This window comes from Bacillus sp. FSL K6-0923 (assembly GCF_038630825.1).
Classification (GTDB): domain Bacteria; phylum Bacillota; class Bacilli; order Bacillales; family Bacillaceae; genus Bacillus; species Bacillus pumilus.
This window is the reverse complement of the sequence record NZ_CP152044.1, coordinates 1,668,647-1,687,790: the sequence shown is the minus strand read 5'-3', so window position 1 is coordinate 1,687,790 and position 19,144 is coordinate 1,668,647. Positions and strand designations below refer to the sequence as shown.

At 41.5% G+C, this 19,144-nt stretch carries 15 protein-coding genes; all 15 read right to left on the bottom strand.

All coding sequences use genetic code 11. From position 1 onward, the window contains the following. Positions 1 to 96: 96 nt before the first annotated feature. The 15 genes from MHI16_RS08470 to MHI16_RS08400 all read right to left on the bottom strand — a co-directional run bounded on the left by MHI16_RS08470 (position 97) and on the right by MHI16_RS08400 (position 19,122). Entirely contained in the window at positions 97 to 1,389 is a 1,293-nt protein-coding gene (locus tag MHI16_RS08470; RefSeq protein ID WP_058013951.1) for a pitrilysin family protein, read from the bottom strand. After that, the gene (locus MHI16_RS08465) at positions 1,386 to 2,666 is read right to left on the bottom strand and encodes a pitrilysin family protein (RefSeq protein WP_058013952.1); all 1,281 of its coding nucleotides are present in this window, start codon (positions 2,664 to 2,666) and stop codon (positions 1,386 to 1,388) included. Before MHI16_RS08465 ends, MHI16_RS08470 begins: the two co-directional genes overlap by 4 nt. 145 nt (positions 2,667 to 2,811) lie before the next feature. Beyond that, on the bottom strand, positions 2,812 to 5,928 hold the full coding sequence (locus tag MHI16_RS08460; RefSeq protein WP_058013953.1) for an MMPL family transporter: 3,117 nt from the start codon (positions 5,926 to 5,928) through the stop codon (positions 2,812 to 2,814). Positions 5,929 to 6,245: 317 nt separating this feature from the next. Continuing rightward, positions 6,246 to 7,478 (bottom strand): MFS transporter, encoded by a 1,233-nt coding sequence (locus tag MHI16_RS08455; protein WP_180308990.1) that lies wholly within the window; start codon positions 7,476 to 7,478, stop codon positions 6,246 to 6,248. 99 nt (positions 7,479 to 7,577) lie between these two features. Further along, positions 7,578 to 8,303, bottom strand: a complete 726-nt coding sequence (locus tag MHI16_RS08450) for a GntR family transcriptional regulator (RefSeq protein WP_058013955.1) — start codon at positions 8,301 to 8,303, stop codon at positions 7,578 to 7,580. A 164-nt stretch (positions 8,304 to 8,467) separates the two neighbouring features. Beyond that, entirely contained in the window at positions 8,468 to 10,840 is a 2,373-nt protein-coding gene (locus MHI16_RS08445) for a DNA translocase FtsK (protein ID WP_058013956.1), read from the bottom strand. Between the two features lie 110 nt (positions 10,841 to 10,950). Beyond that, on the bottom strand, positions 10,951 to 11,187 hold the full coding sequence (locus MHI16_RS08440; RefSeq protein ID WP_058013957.1) for a YlzJ-like family protein: 237 nt from the start codon (positions 11,185 to 11,187) through the stop codon (positions 10,951 to 10,953). After that, positions 11,184 to 11,912: a ClpP family protease gene (locus tag MHI16_RS08435; protein WP_058013958.1), complete on the bottom strand. Its 729-nt coding sequence runs from the start codon at positions 11,910 to 11,912 to the stop codon at positions 11,184 to 11,186. Before MHI16_RS08435 ends, MHI16_RS08440 begins: the two co-directional genes overlap by 4 nt. Positions 11,913 to 12,031: 119 nt before the next feature. Then, positions 12,032 to 13,699 carry a ribonuclease J2 gene (rnjB, locus tag MHI16_RS08430; RefSeq protein ID WP_058013959.1) on the bottom strand — a complete coding sequence of 556 codons (1,668 nt, stop codon included), beginning with the start codon at positions 13,697 to 13,699 and terminating at the stop codon, positions 12,032 to 12,034. A gap of 171 nt (positions 13,700 to 13,870) precedes the next feature. Continuing rightward, entirely contained in the window at positions 13,871 to 14,737 is an 867-nt protein-coding gene (dapA, locus tag MHI16_RS08425) for a 4-hydroxy-tetrahydrodipicolinate synthase (RefSeq protein WP_058014481.1), read from the bottom strand. Positions 14,738 to 14,767: 30 nt separating this feature from the next. Beyond that, entirely contained in the window at positions 14,768 to 15,982 is a 1,215-nt protein-coding gene (gene dapG, locus MHI16_RS08420) for an aspartate kinase (protein WP_012010005.1), read from the bottom strand. A 92-nt stretch (positions 15,983 to 16,074) separates the two neighbouring features. Next, positions 16,075 to 17,094 carry an aspartate-semialdehyde dehydrogenase gene (gene asd / locus MHI16_RS08415; protein WP_058013960.1) on the bottom strand — a complete coding sequence of 340 codons (1,020 nt, stop codon included), beginning with the start codon at positions 17,092 to 17,094 and terminating at the stop codon, positions 16,075 to 16,077. A gap of 139 nt (positions 17,095 to 17,233) precedes the next feature. Continuing rightward, on the bottom strand, positions 17,234 to 17,827 hold the full coding sequence (gene dpaB / locus MHI16_RS08410; protein WP_058013961.1) for a dipicolinate synthase subunit B: 594 nt from the start codon (positions 17,825 to 17,827) through the stop codon (positions 17,234 to 17,236). After that, entirely contained in the window at positions 17,824 to 18,726 is a 903-nt protein-coding gene (gene dpaA / locus MHI16_RS08405; protein ID WP_058013962.1) for a dipicolinic acid synthetase subunit A, read from the bottom strand. The genes dpaB and dpaA overlap by 4 nt, the downstream gene beginning before the upstream one ends. Positions 18,727 to 18,849: 123 nt before the next feature. Next, positions 18,850 to 19,122, bottom strand: coding sequence for a YlmC/YmxH family sporulation protein (locus tag MHI16_RS08400; protein ID WP_012010001.1), 273 nt, complete (start codon positions 19,120 to 19,122; stop codon positions 18,850 to 18,852). Positions 19,123 to 19,144: the final 22 nt, after the last annotated feature.

Below are 19,144 nucleotides of genomic sequence, written 5' to 3'. Positions count from 1 at the left end.
ACAATTGTCAATCAATACCCTCACATATAAAGCGCTTTCTTTCGTTGGACACAAAAAAGACAAACTCTTATACGTTGAGTTTGTCTTTTTTTCATTTTATTTTGTTTTAGGGACAACTTTGAAAACGGACATCCGTTCTTCATCAATTTCTTCTTCTAAAATGTGCTGAATGTCGGTTAATTGGATCTGTTCCAGCATAGTCACGACATCAAATAAGCTCATGTCTAAAAATGCATATCGAGTGAATTGGTTCGCAATGTATTCAGGAGAATTCATGGCTTTTAAAAAGCTGCCGATTTTCTTCTTGCGCGCGAGCTCAATTTTCTCTTCTGAGATTAAGTTCTTTGCTTGAAGAAGGGTTTCTTTTAATACTTTCGCCAGTTGATCTGGATCATTTGTGTCTCCGCCAACTGACGTGAAGCCAAAGCCGCCTTCTTCCGTATAATCGTAGCTGAAGGTCTCATCAATTAAGCCTTTTTCATACATCTGTTCATATTGTAAGGAGCTTTTACCAAACAGCGTCTCTAAAATGAGATTCATTCCGAGCTCATGTTTTAACAGTTCATTGCCTTTTTTATGAGGATTCTTTGTTTTTAATCCAAACATACATTTCGAGCCTTGTACGTTCATTGGAAGTTCGTATTCTTTTCGGTACACACCTTCAGGCTCATTGATGTCTTTTCGTTTGATCTCTGGCTGGTCTGTAAATGGCTTTTTCGCCTGATTCGCTCGAACTTGATCTAATATTTGCTTCGGATCAACGGGACCGACAACAAATAGAAGCATATTGCTTGGGTGATAGAACGTTTCATAGCATTCATACAAATGATCTTTTGTAATCGGAGCGATGCTTTCTACTGTTCCAGCTATATCAATTCTCACAGGATGCTCTTGATATAGATTTTCAATCAGACCAAAGAATAAACGCCAGTCGGGATTGTCATCATACATGTTAATCTCTTGACCAATGATTCCCTTTTCTTTTTCGACCGTTTTTTCAGTAAAATAAGGTTCTTGCACAAAATCAATGAGTGTCTCAAGGTTTTGTTCAACATTTGAGGTGCTTGAGAATAAGTAAGCTGTTCTCGTAAATGTCGTAAAAGCATTTGCGGATGCTCCTTGTTTACTAAATGTATGAAATACGTCTCCATCTTCTTTTTCAAACAGTTTATGCTCTAAGAAATGGGCAATTCCATCAGGCACCCGGATCATGTCTTCTTTGCCAAGCGGCACAAATTCATTATCGACAGAGCCGTATTTTGTTGTAAAGGTTGCATAGGTTTTGTTAAACCCTTGCTTTGGGAGCACATAGACGTCAAGTCCGCTCTCCATTTTTTCGTGATAGACCGTTTCTTGGAGCTGGTCGAATTGAATTGTTTTCACTGTCATGAAGCACCCTCCGTTCCTTTAAGAAAATAGGTCGTATCCCATTCGATTTTCTGACCCACTTTGATGATGTCCTCTTTTGTCACTCGGTCAAGTGCTTCTAAAAAGGAATCAAGCGTTTCCCCTGTTGGCACAACGGCATGCTGATACAGGTATTCTGCTGTCCCATAAGATGTATCGATCGTTTCAAGCAGCTGATTTTTGACGACAGCTTTAGTTTGGTCAATCGCTTCATCTGAAAAATCACCTTTTTGCATCGCTTCAAATTGTTCTTTAATGATGTCTACTGCCTGCTGATAGTTGCCGACTTCAATCCCTGACATGACCATCATCAAGCCTTTAAAGCTCTCAAGTCTAGACACAGCATAGTACGCAAGACTTGCTTTTTCCCGAACATTGATGAATAGCTTCGAATGCGAGAAGCCACCGAATATGCCATTAAACAAATGCAAAGCCGGATAATCGTCATCTGCAATCGTCGTATGCGTGCGAAAGCCGATATTCAGCTTGCCTTGTTTCACGTCCTCTTCGTCGATGACTTCTTTTGCTTCTCTTTGCGTGCTTGCCGATTCAGCATGTTGTTTGACCGGTTCTCTATCACTTGTTTTGAAGTATTGAGAGACCATTCGGCTGATGTCTTGTTCGTCTACATCTCCCACAACATAAAGATCAAGCTGATTTGTTTGAAGCGCATTCTTATATGCTTCAAACAGCGAATGAGCTGTGATCGTTTCGATATCTTCCATTTCTCCATTAACGTGCAGCGCATACGGTTCACCTTTGCACATTTCCTGCACAAGCCTTAAGTTCGAGTAACGCATTTTATCATCATACACTGCTTGAATTCGCTGTTTTAAAGTGCGCTTTTCTTGATCTACATATAATTGACTAAAGGCTCCATCTTCAACATACGGATGGAATAGTAGATCAGATAGTAAGGCGATCCCTTTTTCTAGTAAAGGGGTTTGATCCTTTAAATATTTTTCATTCGCCATTTCCAGGCGGAAGGTAATGATGTGATTCTCCCCTTTTTTCGCCATGTCTGCCGAAACAGTTGCACCATAAAGCTCATCAAAATAAGCACGTAATTCTCCTGTTTTCGGCATTTTCTCTGTTCCTCTTAACAGCACATGCGGGAAAAGTGAACGCATGGTGACGTCATCTTTCGATAGAGGCGCAAGCATTTTAAAAAGGATTGTGACCGTTTTAAATTTTTCTGTTTTGACAATATGAGTATGAAGACCAGGTGTGTCTAGTGTCTTCTCTTGTAAGTACGTCATGAGAAACCTCCTTTGTTCATCCTATTTATTATGTATTAGAACATAGCTGATATATACGTAAAACAGCCATTTAATAGACATTATATCAATCAGAGGAAAGGATAGGAAATAAAAACGCCTCTGCTATCAGCAGAGACGCCGGTCGTTATTTCATTCTAAAAGGCCACCAATTCCATTTACCGAAAATACGAACCATGACTGGGATAAAGAGCGGTAATACAACAAAAGCATATAATAAAAGCCCAATGAGTATGACCGTTGCAATTTCAACAAGTGATAATACACCGGATGGCAGCATAGCGGCGAAGGTCCCCGCTAATATCGCGACTGCTGAAATAATGACAGAACCCATATTTCTCATCGCTGATATCATGGATGCTTGCACATGTTCTCCCTTCCATTCATTAAAGCGATCCATTAGGAAGATCGAATAATCAATGCCAAGGGTGACAAGAATGACAAAGCTGAAAAATGGGACAGCCCAGCTGAGACCGTCGTAGCCAAAAAATGTTTTAAAGATCCATTCTGTTAAACCGACGGATGTAAAATACGTTAAAATGAGTGAAAGTGTTAAGTATATCGGCATGACGATTGACCGTAATAATATAATTAAAATGATAAAGATGCCAACTAACATGAAAATGACCGTTCGAATAAAGTCACCGTCAGATGTTTCTTTTAAATCTACATTTAAACTTGAGATACCAGACACACCGTAATTTGCATTCTTTAACCCGCTGACAGGTAAATATTGATCAAGGGTTTCCTCAATTTTTGCAACGCCTTTCATCGCCTCATTGCTGTATGGATTCACATTTAAAATAACTTCTAAGGTTGTTAATTTACGATCTGGAGACATATACGTTTGAAAGATTTGTTTAAATTCATGGCGTTTCAGCACTTCTTCTGGAATAAACCAGCCCGTTATTTCTTCATCTGGCGCTTGCTGAAGCTGCTTTAAATAGCCGTCCGCCTCTGTGAAGCCGCTTTTGACCTGCTCGAGCCCTTCAATGCTTTCACCTAATCCATCTGTTAATAATGTCAATTTTGATGAAAGCTGGTTAAATCCTTTTTTGATGGCTTTTTGTCCGCCTGTCAGTTGATCTGCGCCGTCTTCAATTTTAGGCATTTCTTTGATCAATTGTTTTTGTCCTTCATTTGTTTGATCAAGACCGGCATAAATTTGGTCCAGCCCCTCCATGAGCGCTCGCACTTGATGTTTTACTTCTTTTTGCTTGCTTGAAAAGCTTTGAATCACTGAATCTGCTTTTTTGATCTTTTCTTTAAACAGAGAGGCTTCCTCTTCATACAGACTCATTTGATCCCCTGCTTGATCAAGCATTCCTTTTGTGTCTTTGAATACTTCCTTGATTTCTTTATATTCATCCATATCTTTTACTTCAGGAAGCCGTTTTTCAAGTGCTTCAAACGATACACTTTCATACGAACTTTTTACTTTTTTAATGGTGGTTATCAGCTGCTGATTTGATTTCGCATGACGCTCTAGCGTACTCACCATTCGTTTAAGCTCTTGAATCATCGCTTCACTGCTGCGATATTCTTGCTCTAATTCCTTTTTTGCTTTTTTGATTTTACTTCGGATGGTCCCGACACCATCTTTACTGCGCCTCACCCCATCTTCTAAAGAGATCAGGGACTCCCTTACTTCTCCAATGCCGCTTTTGATCGCTTTTGTTCCATCAATCAGCTGGTCAATGCCTTTAGCGGATTCTTGAATTTTTGGTTTTTGTTTAAGAAGGGCAAGATTTGTTTCGGTCAAACCATCTGAAATTTTTCCGATTCCTTCATGACCTTTACCAAGTTCTCCTCCCAGCTCTTTTGCTTGAGAGGTGACGTAAAGCTGACTTAACCCATCACCAACAGGACGAGTGACACTGCGGACCGTCTTTACTTCGTCAATGTCATTTAATTTACGAGTTAGTTTTTCAATCATGACAATCTTTTCTTGGTTATCTAACTTGTTGTCACTTTCAACAAGTACATTCAGGGGCAGCGCTTCCCCAAAGCCAAATTGCTCTGATATCGTATTAAATGCAGACACTGATTCATACTTTGTCCCAATCTCATTTAAGCTGTTATAAGAAAGAGTCCCGTCGTACATCAAAATAGGAGGCACCGTAATGAGTGCAACTAAACCTAGGCTGATCAGCGGCCTTTTAAATGAAAAACGCCCAGCCCATTCCCACATTTTACTTTGCGGGTGGCGAATGTTTTCTCTTTTAGACGGCCAGAAAAGGGATTTTCCGAAAACAGACATAAAAAAGGGTACGATGGTGACAAGAGCGATCAGCAGGATGCCAACTCCTACAGCAACACTAACAGCTGATTGATACAATTGAAATTTGGCAAAACCAATGCTTGAGAAACCGACTAATACGGCTAAGCCGCTGAAAAGGACCGTTTTCCCTGCACATTTATATGTGATGATAATCGACTCTTTGACATCACGACCTTGACCGATTTCTTCTTTAAAACGGCTTAACAGCAAAATACAATAATCTGTTCCTATACCGAACATAATCGCTACCATAAAAATCTGAGTAAAATTAGATAGAGGAAATTGCATATATTCTACTAGAAAAGCCACAATACAACGGCTGACGGCATAAGAAATGCCGATCGTAATAAGCGGAACAACAGGTGCCAAAATCGATCTGAAAACAATGATTAAAATAAAGAAAATAAAAATGATCGTGATAAGTTCAGTTTTCTTCAGACCTTGTTGAGAGCTTTGAATGACATCTGAATCCACAAATTTTTGTCCCGTCATTTCATATGAGACATGATAGGGCTTTAAAACTTCCTCAATTTGTTCTTTAATCTTCACAGCTTTTGTTTCGTAGTGGTCGAATTTGAATGGAACAAGAAGTGTACTTTTATCCTTTGATAAAAGTTGTTTTTGAATGTCCGGATCTACATGAAAATACGAAGTAATTCCGTCAATGTGGAGGTCTGGAGCATGTGTCATGAGTGCAGATAAAGCCTTTTTTAGTTCCTGCTCTTTCTTAGGGAACAGATGTTGTTCGGAGAATACAATGACACCCGTATCTTTTTTCCCGTTTTGATCTGTGAGCTTATCCAATAATTGAAGTGCCTCAGCTGTTGGTGTCCCCTCCGGAACCTTTAATTGCCCTTTTTCTCTTGTTAATTCCTCTAAATTGGGCGCAGTAATAAACAGAATCACAGCTGTTATCACCCACACCACTAATACAATCCATCTTGCTTTAATTATTTGCAACATAGCTGCTTCAAGCTCCTTCTAGTTCATCAATCAATTTGCTGTTTTTGAGCGTGTCTGAAGTGCTGACTGCGTCTCCTTCAACGTGCTAATGGTAGGATGACCTATTCAATTGTCTTTTCGTGTTGAAGAAACACACATTCATCATCACCACGCGAACTCAATTTCTGCCTAAAGAAAGACAGAAAATGAATGTTTTTGAACACCTCCTGTTTGGAATAATTTAAAAGATATTACTATACATTAGTTTAACTATCAAAATTTTACATGTCAATTTATAAAAAAGAAAAAAGATGGCAAAATACCGTCTTTTTTCTAGATTAAACCGTTTTTAATTGTTCACTTTCATCCTCTTCATCTGGCTGGATGAAGAAGATGACCAAAAATAGAGAAATAAGACTGCAAATGGTCGAGAGGATAAAAACAATGGAGTCCCCTTTATCCATGAGATAAGCGTAAATCGGTGGCCCTAAAGCGACACCGATAAAACGCATACTGCTGTAAAACGACGTAATGGTTCCGCACTGCTCTTTTTCAATTCCTTCTGTGATCAGGGCATCTAGTGCAGGCAGTACAATACCGATGCCAACACCGCCAATGCTTAAGCAGATAAACAATACGTAAAAGCTGTGATTCCACCATAAAAACATATAAGAAAGTGATAACAAGGCCATTCCTACGATTAAAAAGATTCTCATTTTCCCTTTTTCTTCTCCAATCGTTTTCCCAGCAACGTATGAGCTGATGGATAGAAAAAGGAGCGGAATGCTAAGCAGGAGCCCTTTTTTGACACCCTTAATTTGATAAGCTGCCTCTAGGTTATCAGATAAGTAAAAAAGCACACCAAAAAGAAGAAACATAATAAAACCGCCAATTGCAAAAATGGCATACAGCCAGCGTCCCTCATGCTTAAATATGGTCTTTGTTGATTTTAAAAATTCTTTAAATGAAGGCGGGTCCTCCTCTTTTTCCGCGGACTCTACCATGAACAGTACCATGAGAAAGCTGATGATTGAGAAGAACGGAATAAACCAAAACGGCACAAACCAAAACCATGAAGCCAAAAGCGCCCCAATAATCGGGCTCAATACCTTTCCAGCTGTGTTAGAGGTTTCAATGGCGCCTAGTCCCGCACTGACTTCTTCATCATCATGAAACAAATCTCCAATAAACGGCATCACGACAGGTGCTGCCCCGGCTGACCCAACACCTTGTAGGACCCTGCCAAATAGAATCCACATGTACGGCTCTTTCATGATCGTTGAGGCAACTGCTGCCACAGCCCCTCCAAGTCCTGCGATTAACAGACACGGCAGGAGTACCTTTTTTCGCCCGATTCGGTCTGATAAATAGCCGGCGATCGGAATACATAAGATCGCGACAACGGAGTATACCGTAATAATGAGGGAGACTTGAAAGGAAGTAATGGAAAGTGTCTTTTCTATCTGTGGCAATACGGGAATGAGCATCGAGTTCCCAAGTGTCATGATTAAAGGCACTGATGATAATGCAATAATATTCTTTTTACTAACTGTTTTCTCGCCCAACATCATTCACCCAATTCTATATACTGTTACGTATTAGTGTGGCAAGTTTTACGGGTATTATGTATAGGCAAACAAAAAGCAACCGCTTATGAAAGCGACTGCTCGTTAAAATCGTTTACGTATCACATGAAAGCTGAATTTATCCGCTCGAAAATAATTTAGTGAGTATAAGACCGGCTGATCATCCTGATCATAGTGCATTTGTTTCAGTAATAATAATGCTGTTTCAGGATCACATTCTAGTATCGGTGAAACCTGATCGTGGTAGCCGATTGGTTCAATGTCAGCAACTGCATATTTAATCCCGCTGTGTGGTTCTCTTCCAAACAGCTCAAAAAGAGACTCTTCTTCATGTGTAAAAGAAGCAGGAAGATGCTTAACCGGAATTTTATCTAAACAGTAAACCACTGGCTGTCCATCTGCCGTTCGAACGCGCTCCATTGAAAAAATCTCATCAGATTCATCACACTGAAAACGAATCACATCATTCTCTGTTGGCTCCCCTTCTTGGGAGGATAAAAAGATGGTACCAGGCGTCATATTGACCTGCTCTATCATTTTCGTGACACTTGCCAGCTGTTCTATGCCTGTTGAAAAGAGTGGTCTTGTGTTGACGAACGTACCCACACCATGCCTTCTAATTAAATATTTCTCTTCTTCTAATATACGAAGGGCTTCACGCAGTGTCGCTCTGCTCACGCCTAAAAGCTTTGAGAGCTCAAATTCAGAAGGCAGTTTCTCTTTTTCGGCATATACGCCTGTTTGTATATCTTCTTTAATACGGTCAATCACTTTCAAATATAAATGGCGATTGTCTGTTTTGGTCGACATGTTTTCCCTCCGTCTAATCAATGCAAATGATAAGATGAGAAATCTCTATTCCGAGATAAGTTGAACATAACTATATCATGTTTTTGCAAATAAATAAATAGTCTGACTTCCAGTTAACATAATCATACTATCGTTCACTTCTTTTTTAGAAAGCTCTCTTCGATTTATGAAGAGAGCTCGTCATATTGTTCTTTTGAAAGCAGGACTTCTCTCGGTTTACTTCCTTCATAAGGACCGACAACGCCCCGCTCTTCCATTGCGTCAATCAGGCGAGCGGCCCGGGTATAGCCGATACGGAATCTTCTTTGAAGCATAGAGACAGAAGCCGTCTGCATGCCGATGATGAGTTCCACTGCTTCATCATATAAATCGTCATCCACAGATGTAAGCTGTTCCTGCGTTTCTTCAGTTGGAATCATTTCTTCTTGATATTGCGCTTTTTGCTGAGTGATCACATGATCAACGACATGCTCCACTTCTTCATCTGATAAAAAGGCGCCCTGCACACGAACAGGTTTGTTTGCACCAACTGGCAGAAACAGCATGTCCCCTCTGCCGAGCAGTTTTTCTGCGCCCCCCATATCAAGGATCGTCCTTGAATCAGTTTGTGAGGACACGCTAAAGGCGATGCGAGATGGGATGTTGGCTTTAATGACACCTGTAATGACATCGACAGAAGGTCTTTGTGTGGCGATGATTAAATGAATCCCAGCTGCACGAGCCATTTGCGAAAGTCTTGTAATGGAATCCTCCACATCTGAGGAAGCGACCATCATTAAATCTGCAAGCTCGTCTACAATGACGACAATATAAGGAAGTTCTGGCTGTTTCGCCTCTTCTGATTGATTCATTCTTTTAATGTAATCATTGTATCCTTCAATGTTTCTTGTCCCCGTATGAGAAAATAATTCATATCGGCGTTCCATTTCACTGACGACTTTTTTCAGTGCCTGTGAGGCTTTTTTAGGGTCCGTTACAACGGGAGCGAGCAGATGCGGAATGCCATTATACACATTTAGTTCAACCATTTTCGGATCAATCATCATCATTTTTACTTCATGAGGTTTCGCTCTCATGAGAATACTCGTGATAATGCCATTAATGCACACACTTTTTCCGCTTCCTGTCGATCCTGCTACAAGTAAATGCGGCATTTTGTTCATTTCAGCGAGCACGGCTTCACCCGAAATATTGCGGCCGAGTCCAATCAGCAGCTTCGCATTTGGACGGTCATTTTGCTTCGATTCTAATACCTCTTTTAAAGAAACCATCGCAATTTCTGCATTAGGAACCTCAATCCCAATGGCTGATTTCCCAGGAATCGGCGCCTCAATCCGAATATCTTTTGCTGCAAGAGCAAGGGCTAAGTCATCACTTAAATTGACGATTTTACTTACCTTCACGCCAACATCGGGATAGACTTCATATTTGGTGACGGCTGGTCCTAAGTGAACCTGTGTGACTTTTGCTTTTACGCCGAAGCTTTGAAACGTTTTTTCAAGCTTTCTTGCATTTTCATATATATTCTTCTTGTCTGTTTGCTGTCCTGAGTGCTGCGGCTCTGCCAAAATATCCAGTGACGGCAATTCGTAATCTTTGTTTTCAAGTTCCGTAAACGTCATCGGCGGCGCCTCTTTTGGTTCATCAGCTGAATCTGATGGAGCAGGCGCACTTTGCACAGATTCTTGAAGAGGCGAAGTCTCTTTTGCCGCCTGCTCTTTTTGAACGAGCGGGGTGAGAATGTCATCTCTATCTGCAAAGCTTGAGATAATCGGCTGACTATTGTCAGGCACCGCTGCTTCCTCTTCAACTAAAATCTGATCATCTTCGTCCTCTTCCTGAATACGAGACCGTTTTTTCTTTTCGGCCGTTTTCTGAGAGGGCACGCTCTTTTTCGCCTGCCGGATTCCTTTCATATCTTCAACAAACGCTTTCCACTGCTTCACCATAAATTGCGAGACAGGCAGCGTCACTTTTTTCACCATTTCTTGAAGTGATCGATTTGTAATCAGCACAATTCCAATCAGCATCAGAACGATTGCCATGATTTGAGAGCCTGCTTGTGCAAATAAGAAATAAGAAGCAGCAAATAATACGGCACCGATCATGCCGCCTCCTAAATCAGGCGATCCCGTCTCACCTTTCATGTCCATCAAGAAAAGCTCAAATGTATTTCTGATCACACTTTGAGAGCCTATCACACCTGCAGATGAGAGGTGCTGAAAGAGCTTCACATGAGACAAAAGCAAGATACTCGCAATGATGCAGTATAGCCCTGCCTTTCTCCTTGTCAACATATCTGGGATTTGTTTTTTCCAGAAGATGGTCACGCCAAAAAGAAATAATCCGATAAGGCAGAGAATGAACCATTCGCCTGCAAAAAATCGGAATAAATATACGAAGGTTTGTCCAACGACGCCTAGCTGTAAAATGGCAATGATCGCTATGGCAATACAGACTAACCCATTTAATTCATATTTCAGTTTTAGCTGTTTATTTTGTTTTTTTCTCGTTTTCCGTTTTCTCTTTTTAGCCATACTCATCACCTTACTACGAAAGAAAATATAACCTACCGAAAGATCAGAAAGAAAGCAGCCTGGTTTTGGCTGCATCTTGTTGTAAGTTTTCCCTTTATTATAGCATAGAATCATTCATATGAGTCGGTTTGATTGGAGCCTAATTGTAACTTCAATCGCTTGCCTGGTGCAAGCTCTTGATTCAGAAAATCCATTGGATTGGTACTCATGACTTGAACGATTTCTGCTTCATCCTCTTTCATTTCAACCATAACTGGCACGCCTTGGATGGATACCTGCTGAAGTTTGCGGTCTCCTTGCTCCTCCGCGTAAATGGCTTCATATGGCATAGGTGTGTATAAAATCATTGGATCATCCCCTCGTTTTGAGATGCCCTTTCTCCAATCAACTCATTCAACTTTTTAATCGCTTGTCCTACACCGCCTACTTCATTCATGAGTCCGTATGCTGCTGCCTCATGACCAACAACATTTGTTCCAATGTCTCTTGTCAAATTGCCTTTTGAGAACATGAGCTCTTTGAACTTCTCTTCTGTAATATTGGAGTGGCTTGTCACAAAGTTAATGACTCTTTCCTGCATTTTATCTAAGTATTCAAATGTTTGCGGGACACCAATGACAAGACCAGTTAAGCGCACAGGATGAATGGTCATCGTGGCTGTTTCCGCAATATAGGAATAGTCACACGATACAGCAATCGGGACACCAATGGAGTGGCCGCCGCCAAGTACAATCGATACAGTCGGTTTTGATAGAGACGCAAGCATTTCTGCAATCGCTAGCCCCGCTTCAACATCGCCGCCTACTGTATTTAAGATGATCAAAAGACCTTCAATTTTTGGGTTTTGCTCTACTGCTACGATTTGCGGAATGACATGTTCGTATTTGGTGGTTTTATTTTGTGGTGGAAGCTGCATGTGGCCTTCAATTTGTCCAATAATGGTAAGGCAATGGATATTTGTATCTTGCGGCAGCTGTGGTATGGCTGTTTCACCAAGCTGCTGTATTTTGCTCATTATGCTGTCTTTTTCTTCTGGCTTTCGCTCAGGCTGCTGTTCATTTTTTTCGTCCATTTGTCTCCATCCTTTCCTCAAACTCTCCTCCTATTATGAACAAGAAGGCCGTATTCAATCCGCATTCCTCGCACCACATCAAAAAAGCCCAAAGAGCTTATGCTCCTTGGGCTTTCTCATCACACTTCCATAATAATTGGAATGATCATCGGCTTACGTTTTGTTTTTTCATATAGGAATTGATTAAGTACGTCACGCATGGATTGTTTCAATGTTGACCATTCAACAATTGAGTTTTCCGTTTGCTCTTTGACAATTCCTTTGACCATTTCTGTCGCTTTCACAATCAGCTCTTCAGACTCTCTGACATACACAAATCCTCTTGTGATGATTTCAGGTCCAGAAATTAATTGTTTCTTTTGTTTATCGAGCGTAATGACGACAATTAAGATACCGTCTTGAGACAATAAACGTCTATCGCGTAACACAATGTTACCAATATCACCAACGCCCAGACCATCGATCAAAATATTGCCTTGGTGAACTTTTTCACCGATCTTGACGTTCTGTCCTCTAAACTCCACAACATCTCCTTTATCAATCAAGAAAATGTCACTTCGTTTCATTCCCACTTCTTCAGCAATACGAGAATGTGCTTTTTGCATACGATATTCGCCATTCACCGGAATTAAATACTTCGGCTTGAGTAAGTTCAGCATGAGCTTTAACTCTTCTTGGCAGCCGTGTCCAGAGACATGTACACGTTTTTGCGCAAAAATGACTTGTGCGCCGCTTCTTGTAAGGAAATCAACTGTTTTTGAATAGGTGAGTTCTTGTCCAGGAAGAGGTGTAGATGCAATCACAACCGTGTCATCTTTTTCAATATGAAGCTGTTTGTGATTTTGTTTCGCCATTTTTGTTAACGCAGCAAGAGGCTCTCCGTGGCTTCCAGCTGTCAGGATGACCACATCGTTTTTCGCCATTTTCTTCACTTCTTGAACTGGTACAAATAATTCTTCGTCTGCTGTGACATAACCAAGTTTGATCGCCAGCTGAAGAGTCGTCATCATATTCTTTCCTGCTACGGCAAGCTTACGGCCATTTTGATTTGTTGCATTAATGATCTGCTGCACTCGGTTAATGTTAGATGAAGATACAGCCACAATGACACGATTTTCAGTATTGTACATCGCATTTGAGATTTCGTCTTGGACGAGCGCCTCAGAAGGTGTATAACCTGGTTTTTCAGCATTGGCACTGTCTGAAAGAAGTGCTAAAACGCCATTGTTTCCTATTTTCGCAATCTCTCCTATGTCACAGGCTTGGTTAAGCGCTGGGGTTTGATCAAATTTAAAATCACCTGTGCATACGATTGAACCAAGAGAGGTTTTGAAGCTGATCCCAACTGAATCAGGGATGCTGTGATTCGTTCTAAAGAATGATACCTTTGTTGTTTCAAACGTAATGACTGATTTTGCATGTACCTCACGCAAGTCAGCTTTTTGATTGAAGCCATACTGTTTTAATTTTTCTCGAAGTAACGCAAGGGTCAGCTTCGTTCCGTAAACTGGTACAGACAATTTGCTTAAGCAATGGAATACGCCTCCGATTGCTTCATCATGTCCGTGGGTAAGAAAAATTGCTTTCACCCGATCAGCACGTTCTGTTAAATAAGAGATATCAGGAATGACGACGTCAATGCCTAGCATTTCGTTTTCCGGATGCATCAAGCCTGCATCCACCACATATATGTCGGAATCAATTTCAATGACATATAAGTTTTTCCCGATTTCTCCAACGCCTCCAAGTGCAATAATTCTTACGTTCTCTGTATTTTTCTTTTTCAAAATTCTTATCCTCCTAGTCTCAAGCCCGTCCATCATCGCTTAATGCTATTATAACTGAATCTAATTTTAGAAAACAAGATGAAGTCACATTTTAAGAAAGTGTTTATGTATAAAAAACGGTCATACTCAGGGACATCTGAGAATGACCGCTTACGAAATCTTTTGTTTTGATCAGCTGTTTAAAACGCTGCTTAAATCCAGTCTCTCTTCTTCTGACAAAGGTAGAAGCGGAAGTCGAACCGATCCGACATCTAGTCCTTTTAGCTGAAGAGCTGTTTTAACAGGCGTTGGATTTGGCGCTGAGAATAGCTGTTTCATGATTGGGAGCAGCTTTTGATGGATCAATGCGGCATTGGCCGTTTGACCTGAAGCATAGCTTTTCAGCATTTCCTGCATATCAAGCCCTACGATATGAGACGCAACAGAGACTACTCCTTTTGCACCAACAGATACAGCAGGAAGTGTTAAGCTGTCGTCACCTGAATAAACATCGAAATCTTCTGGTGTCTCTGCAATGATTTTTGTCATAGCATCAAGATCACCACTTGCTTCTTTGATAGCGACGATGTTAGGTATTTGCGCAAGCTTAATGGTTGTTTTTGGGGCTAATGACGCAACCGTTCTCCCTGGTACATTGTAAAGCATGACAGGAAGAGATGTAGACTCGGCAATGGCTTTAAAGTGTGCATACATGCCTTCCTGTGATGGCTTGTTGTAGTAAGGTACGACAAGCATCACTGCATCAACGCCCGCTTCTTCTGCTTTTTTCGTTAGTTTGATAGACGCATTTGTATTATTACTGCCTGTTCCTGCAATGATTTTACAACGACCATTTGCTAATTTTACCGATTGCTGAAAAAGAGCGACTTTTTCTTCAGTCGATAAAGTTGGCGATTCGCCTGTTGTCCCTGCAACGACTAACGAGTCACTGCCGTTTTTTAACAAGTAATCAATGAGAATTGATAGCTTTTGGAAATCAATGTTGCCCTTTTTATCAAAAGGTGTAATCATAGCTGTTGCGATATTTCCGAAATTCATTTTTTTCACCTCATCATGATTCAATCACATTTATCTTGAAAGTTCAAACACTTCGTGCAGGGCATTGACAGCCGCTCTCATGTTTTCTTCGTTCACTAGCACCCAAATGGTCGTATGGCTGTCAGCCGATTGTAAAATCGGAATGTTTTGCTCGGATAGAGCCGATACAATTTTAGATGTGACACCTGGTACACCCATGATGCCTGCGCCAACAGCTGATACTTTCGCACAATTTGTTGTGACAATTGGCGTATAGCCAAGATCTTTTAGGATCGAGGTTGCCTTTTCAGTCATTGCACCTGTCACGGTATACACAATCTCACTCGGCGTAATGTTGAAGAAATCGACACTGATTTGTGCATTAGCCATTGCTTTAAAGACCTCTGTTTGGACGCTGTACTGCCCTTCTTTTGCTGGGACTTTGATTTGCGTCACATCATTGACATGTGCAATACCCGTAATGAGGCGGTCATACACATCATGACTCATTTTATCTGAGTAGTGTGATGTGACAAGTGTGCCCTCTTCATCAGAGTATGTTGAACGGACCCTCATTGGTACTTTTGCTTGCATCGCAATTTCGACAGCTCTCGGGTGAATGACTTTTGCTCCTTGATATGCAAGGTTGCAAATTTCTGTATAAGTCACGACTCTGAGCGGCTTTGCATTTTCAACAATGCGGGGATCTGCCGTCATCACGCCTTCTACATCTGTAAAAATATCAATAAAGTCTGCCTGCAATGCAGCACCTAAAGCAGCTGCGGACGTATCACTGCCGCCTCGTCCGATTGTGGTCACGTCCCCATTTTTCGCAGCTCCTTGGAACCCAGCAACAACGACAACATCATGTTCAGACAGTGCCGCCTCGAGACGCTCACACTTCATATCAATAATTTTCGCACTCGTATGCTCCTTATCTGTCACAAAGCCAGCCTGTGCGCCTGTCATCGCTACAGCTTTTAGCCCGTTTTCATTCAGCATACTTGAAAACACAACAGCTGAAATATTCTCTCCGCAGGAAACGAGCAAGTCTTTTTCTCGATTTGTCATGTGCTGCGCGCTGCCATAAAGCAGACCAAGCAGCGTATCTGTCGCATAAGGATCACCTTTTCGTCCCATTGCGGAAACGACGACAACCGACTTATAGCCTTTCTCTTTTGCCGATAAGATATGTGCAAGTGCCCTTTTTCTACCTTGATCATCTTTGACAGATGTACCGCCAAATTTTTGGACAATTATTTTCACTGTCTTCACTCCAAGTTCATTCTGACGTAACAGAAGAGAGCAGGCGAAAGATGCCTAACTCTCTTCTGTTCGTCCTCATCATCCATTGAATGTTAAACTAATTTTAATGCTTTTAAGCTTTCTGCAATTTGAACGGAGTTCCATGCAGCGCCTTTTAGCAGGTTATCAGATACAATCCACATATGGAACCCGTTTGGACGGTCCAAATCTTTCCGAATGCGGCCGACAAATACGTCGTTTTTCCCAACAGCATCTGCAGGCATTGGATAAATTTGCTGAGACGGATCATCTTGCAATGTAATGCCTGGAGCATCTTTTAGAACGGACTTGATGTCGTCAACTGTTGCGTCGTTTGATTCTAGTTCGACGTAAACAGATTCTGAATGTCCTGTTTCAATTGGAAGTCTCACACATGTTGCCGCTACTTCCAGCTCTGGCATATGCATGATTTTTTTCGTTTCGTTGATCATTTTCATTTCTTCAAATGTATAACCATTGTCTTGGAATTTATCAATTTGCGGAATCGCATTAAATGCAATTTGATAAGGCATGACTTCCGGCTTCACATCTTCTTTATTTAAAATGGCTTGTGATTGGCTGTATAGCTCGTCAATGGCTTCATGTCCTGCACCTGATACGGCTTGGTAAGTGGACACGATGACTTTTTTCATGCCATACGCCTGACGAAGCGGTTCTAATGCCGCTACCATTTGAATCGTTGAACAGTTAGGGTTTGCAATGATTCCTTTATGGTCATGCAAGTCTTTTTCGTTTACCTCTGGTACGACAAGAGGGATGTTTTCGTCCATACGGAAAGCACTTGTGTTGTCTACAACAATCGCACCTCGTTTGACCGCTTCAGGAGCTAGCGCCTTGGAAACATTTCCTCCAGCACTGAATAATGCAATGTTTACTCCTTCAAAGCTTTCAGGTGTTGCTTCCTGTACGATATACTCTTGACCTCTGAATGTCACTTTTGTTCCAGCAGAACGTTTTGAGGATAGTAGAGTCAGTGTATCCATTTCAAAATCTCTGTCAGCTAGTGTTTTTAACATTTGTTGACCGACAGCTCCAGTCGCTCCAACTACAGCTACATGCAATCCTCTTCCCATCAGTAAAACTCCTTCCGACCCATCCATGATTCTTTTCTTTCGGATGGCCATCCTATGACTTTTTACATTTTATTTTACCATAGAAAAGCAAGGCTTGAAGCATCTTTTTTGAATCTTTCATGATTTTCTAGTAAATCTATTATTCGTTTGGTCCAATTAAAATCGGCTGAATTTGTCTATGCTGAAGTGCCTCTTCCACTGTTTGAGAAAGCAGATTCATGTTCGCGACCATGGAGGTCGGTTTTTTAAATGGATCATCTTGACCAAATGGAATAAAGAAAATATTCTTTGTCGACATCAACCTCATCAGATTTGTACCATTTAAGCCTAGCGCATCATTTGTTGAAATTCCTAAAACGACAGGACGATGATTTCGAATGGTTGCTTTTGCAGCCATTAAAACAGGGCTGTCTGTCATGGCATTTGCGAATTTCGCCATTGAGTTCCCAGTTAATGGAGCAATGACCATACAATCAAGTGGCAGCTTAGGCCCGAGCGGCTCTGCTTTCACAATTGAGTCAATTGCCTTAAAGCCAGTCAGCTTCTCAATCCGCTCAATCCAGTCCGCCCCATCTCCGAATCTTGTATTCGTGTTCTGGACCGTATATGACACCACTGGACGCACTTCTGCTCCTTCTTTTACAAGTGCTTCGATTTGCGGATAAACCGCTTCGTACGTACAGTGGGAACCAGTTAAGCCAAAGCCGATTCTTTTCCCTTTTAATGTTGTCATGATTCCATCCCCCTTTTTTCCTCTGCAAGTTCACATAAGAGCCCAGAAAGCACTTTTGCAATGATTTGCCCTGCTGTCTTTGGCGCAACAATTCCCGGAAGTCCAGGTGCAAGAAGCGCCTTCACTCCGTGTTTTTGTGCAAAGTCAAAGTCTGTTCCTCCTGGGCGGGAGGCAATATCCAAAATGAGTGTCTTTGGTGTCATGCTGACGATGACAGATGAATCTAATACAAGGCTTGGAATGGTATTGATGATGATATCTACATCCGTTACTTCTTCTTTTAACTGGTCCATTGAAAATGGATCGAGTCCCATTTCAAAGGACCGCGCCAAGTGAGCTGTATCTGCTGCCCCTACTTTTACGTCCGCACCGAGTGCCCGAAATGTGCGGGCAATGGTGAGTCCTGTTCTTCCGAGCCCGAGAACAGCAACACGTGATCCATGAATGGTATAATCCGTTTGCTGAATGGCCATCATGATAATCCCTTCAACTGTAGGAATAGAGTTATATATGGCAATATCATCTCGCTCAAACAGCTTCACAAGTTTTCGGTTCACCTGCTTTGTCAGATTGTCTAAGTACGTATTAGAAATACCTGAGTACAAGGTACAATGGGCAGGGGTTCTTTCTAAATATGTTGCTTCTAGTAAAACCTGCTCATTTGAGAAAACTGTCGCGACAACACCTTCATCCGTTGCGCCTGATACTGGCAGGATCATACTGTCTACCTGTTCGAATGGTAGTTCTGACATTTTTAGTTTTTCAGCCCCAATAAATCCGTGATCCAGCTGATCAAATCCAACCAAAAACACTTTGGCATGCTGCTGTGACAGCTTGCGAATAATTTCAAGCTGCCTTGCATCTCCCCCGATCACCGCAACCGTTAAACCGCTCAACATACTGACCGTTCACCTTCTTTATTTAAAAAAGTCTGTAATATTTTCTGAATCTCCCTTTCAGCATATGAGGAGAGGATTCAGCCTGTGAACAAATCGAAGAGAGAAAAGAAAAAGAGCACCCATTTATGATGGATGCTCTTTTTCCCCGGGCGGCTGAAGTGCTTCAGGCACATCGAGAATGATCATATCTGATCCTATTTTTTGAATGTGATTCCAAGGGACGCGGATGTCATTTCCTTGCTTTCGAAAGCCAAACCACTTCACCGAAGGTATGATAAGTGCTGTGATTTGACCGTCTTGTTCATTGATTTCAAGGTCGGTTTGTCCAAGCACGCCAAGCCGCTCCGCTCTTTTGATATCGACGATCTCTTTTCCTGACAGCTCACTTAACCTCAAAATCGCATCACTTCCCTTCCGT

What these genes read in the sequence shown, in the direction of transcription:
- MHI16_RS08470 (WP_058013951.1), bottom strand. Translation starts at nt 1,389, where the DNA reads ATGACAGTGAAAACAATTCAATTCGACCAGCTCCAAGAAACGGTCTAT.
- MHI16_RS08465 (WP_058013952.1), bottom strand. Translation starts at nt 2,666, where the DNA reads ATGACGTACTTACAAGAGAAGACACTAGACACACCTGGTCTTCATACT.
- MHI16_RS08460 (WP_058013953.1), bottom strand. Translation starts at nt 5,928, where the DNA reads ATGTTGCAAATAATTAAAGCAAGATGGATTGTATTAGTGGTGTGGGTG.
- MHI16_RS08455 (WP_180308990.1), bottom strand. Translation starts at nt 7,478, where the DNA reads ATGATGTTGGGCGAGAAAACAGTTAGTAAAAAGAATATTATTGCATTA.
- MHI16_RS08450 (WP_058013955.1), bottom strand. Translation starts at nt 8,303, where the DNA reads ATGTCGACCAAAACAGACAATCGCCATTTATATTTGAAAGTGATTGAC.
- MHI16_RS08445 (WP_058013956.1), bottom strand. Translation starts at nt 10,840, where the DNA reads ATGGCTAAAAAGAGAAAACGGAAAACGAGAAAAAAACAAAATAAACAG.
- MHI16_RS08440 (WP_058013957.1), bottom strand. Translation starts at nt 11,187, where the DNA reads ATGATTTTATACACACCTATGCCATATGAAGCCATTTACGCGGAGGAG.
- MHI16_RS08435 (WP_058013958.1), bottom strand. Translation starts at nt 11,912, where the DNA reads ATGGACGAAAAAAATGAACAGCAGCCTGAGCGAAAGCCAGAAGAAAAA.
- dapA (WP_058014481.1), bottom strand. Translation starts at nt 14,737, where the DNA reads ATGAATTTCGGAAATATCGCAACAGCTATGATTACACCTTTTGATAAA.
- asd (WP_058013960.1), bottom strand. Translation starts at nt 17,094, where the DNA reads ATGGGAAGAGGATTGCATGTAGCTGTAGTTGGAGCGACTGGAGCTGTC.
- dpaB (WP_058013961.1), bottom strand. Translation starts at nt 17,827, where the DNA reads ATGACAACATTAAAAGGGAAAAGAATCGGCTTTGGCTTAACTGGTTCC.
- dpaA (WP_058013962.1), bottom strand. Translation starts at nt 18,726, where the DNA reads ATGTTGAGCGGTTTAACGGTTGCGGTGATCGGGGGAGATGCAAGGCAG.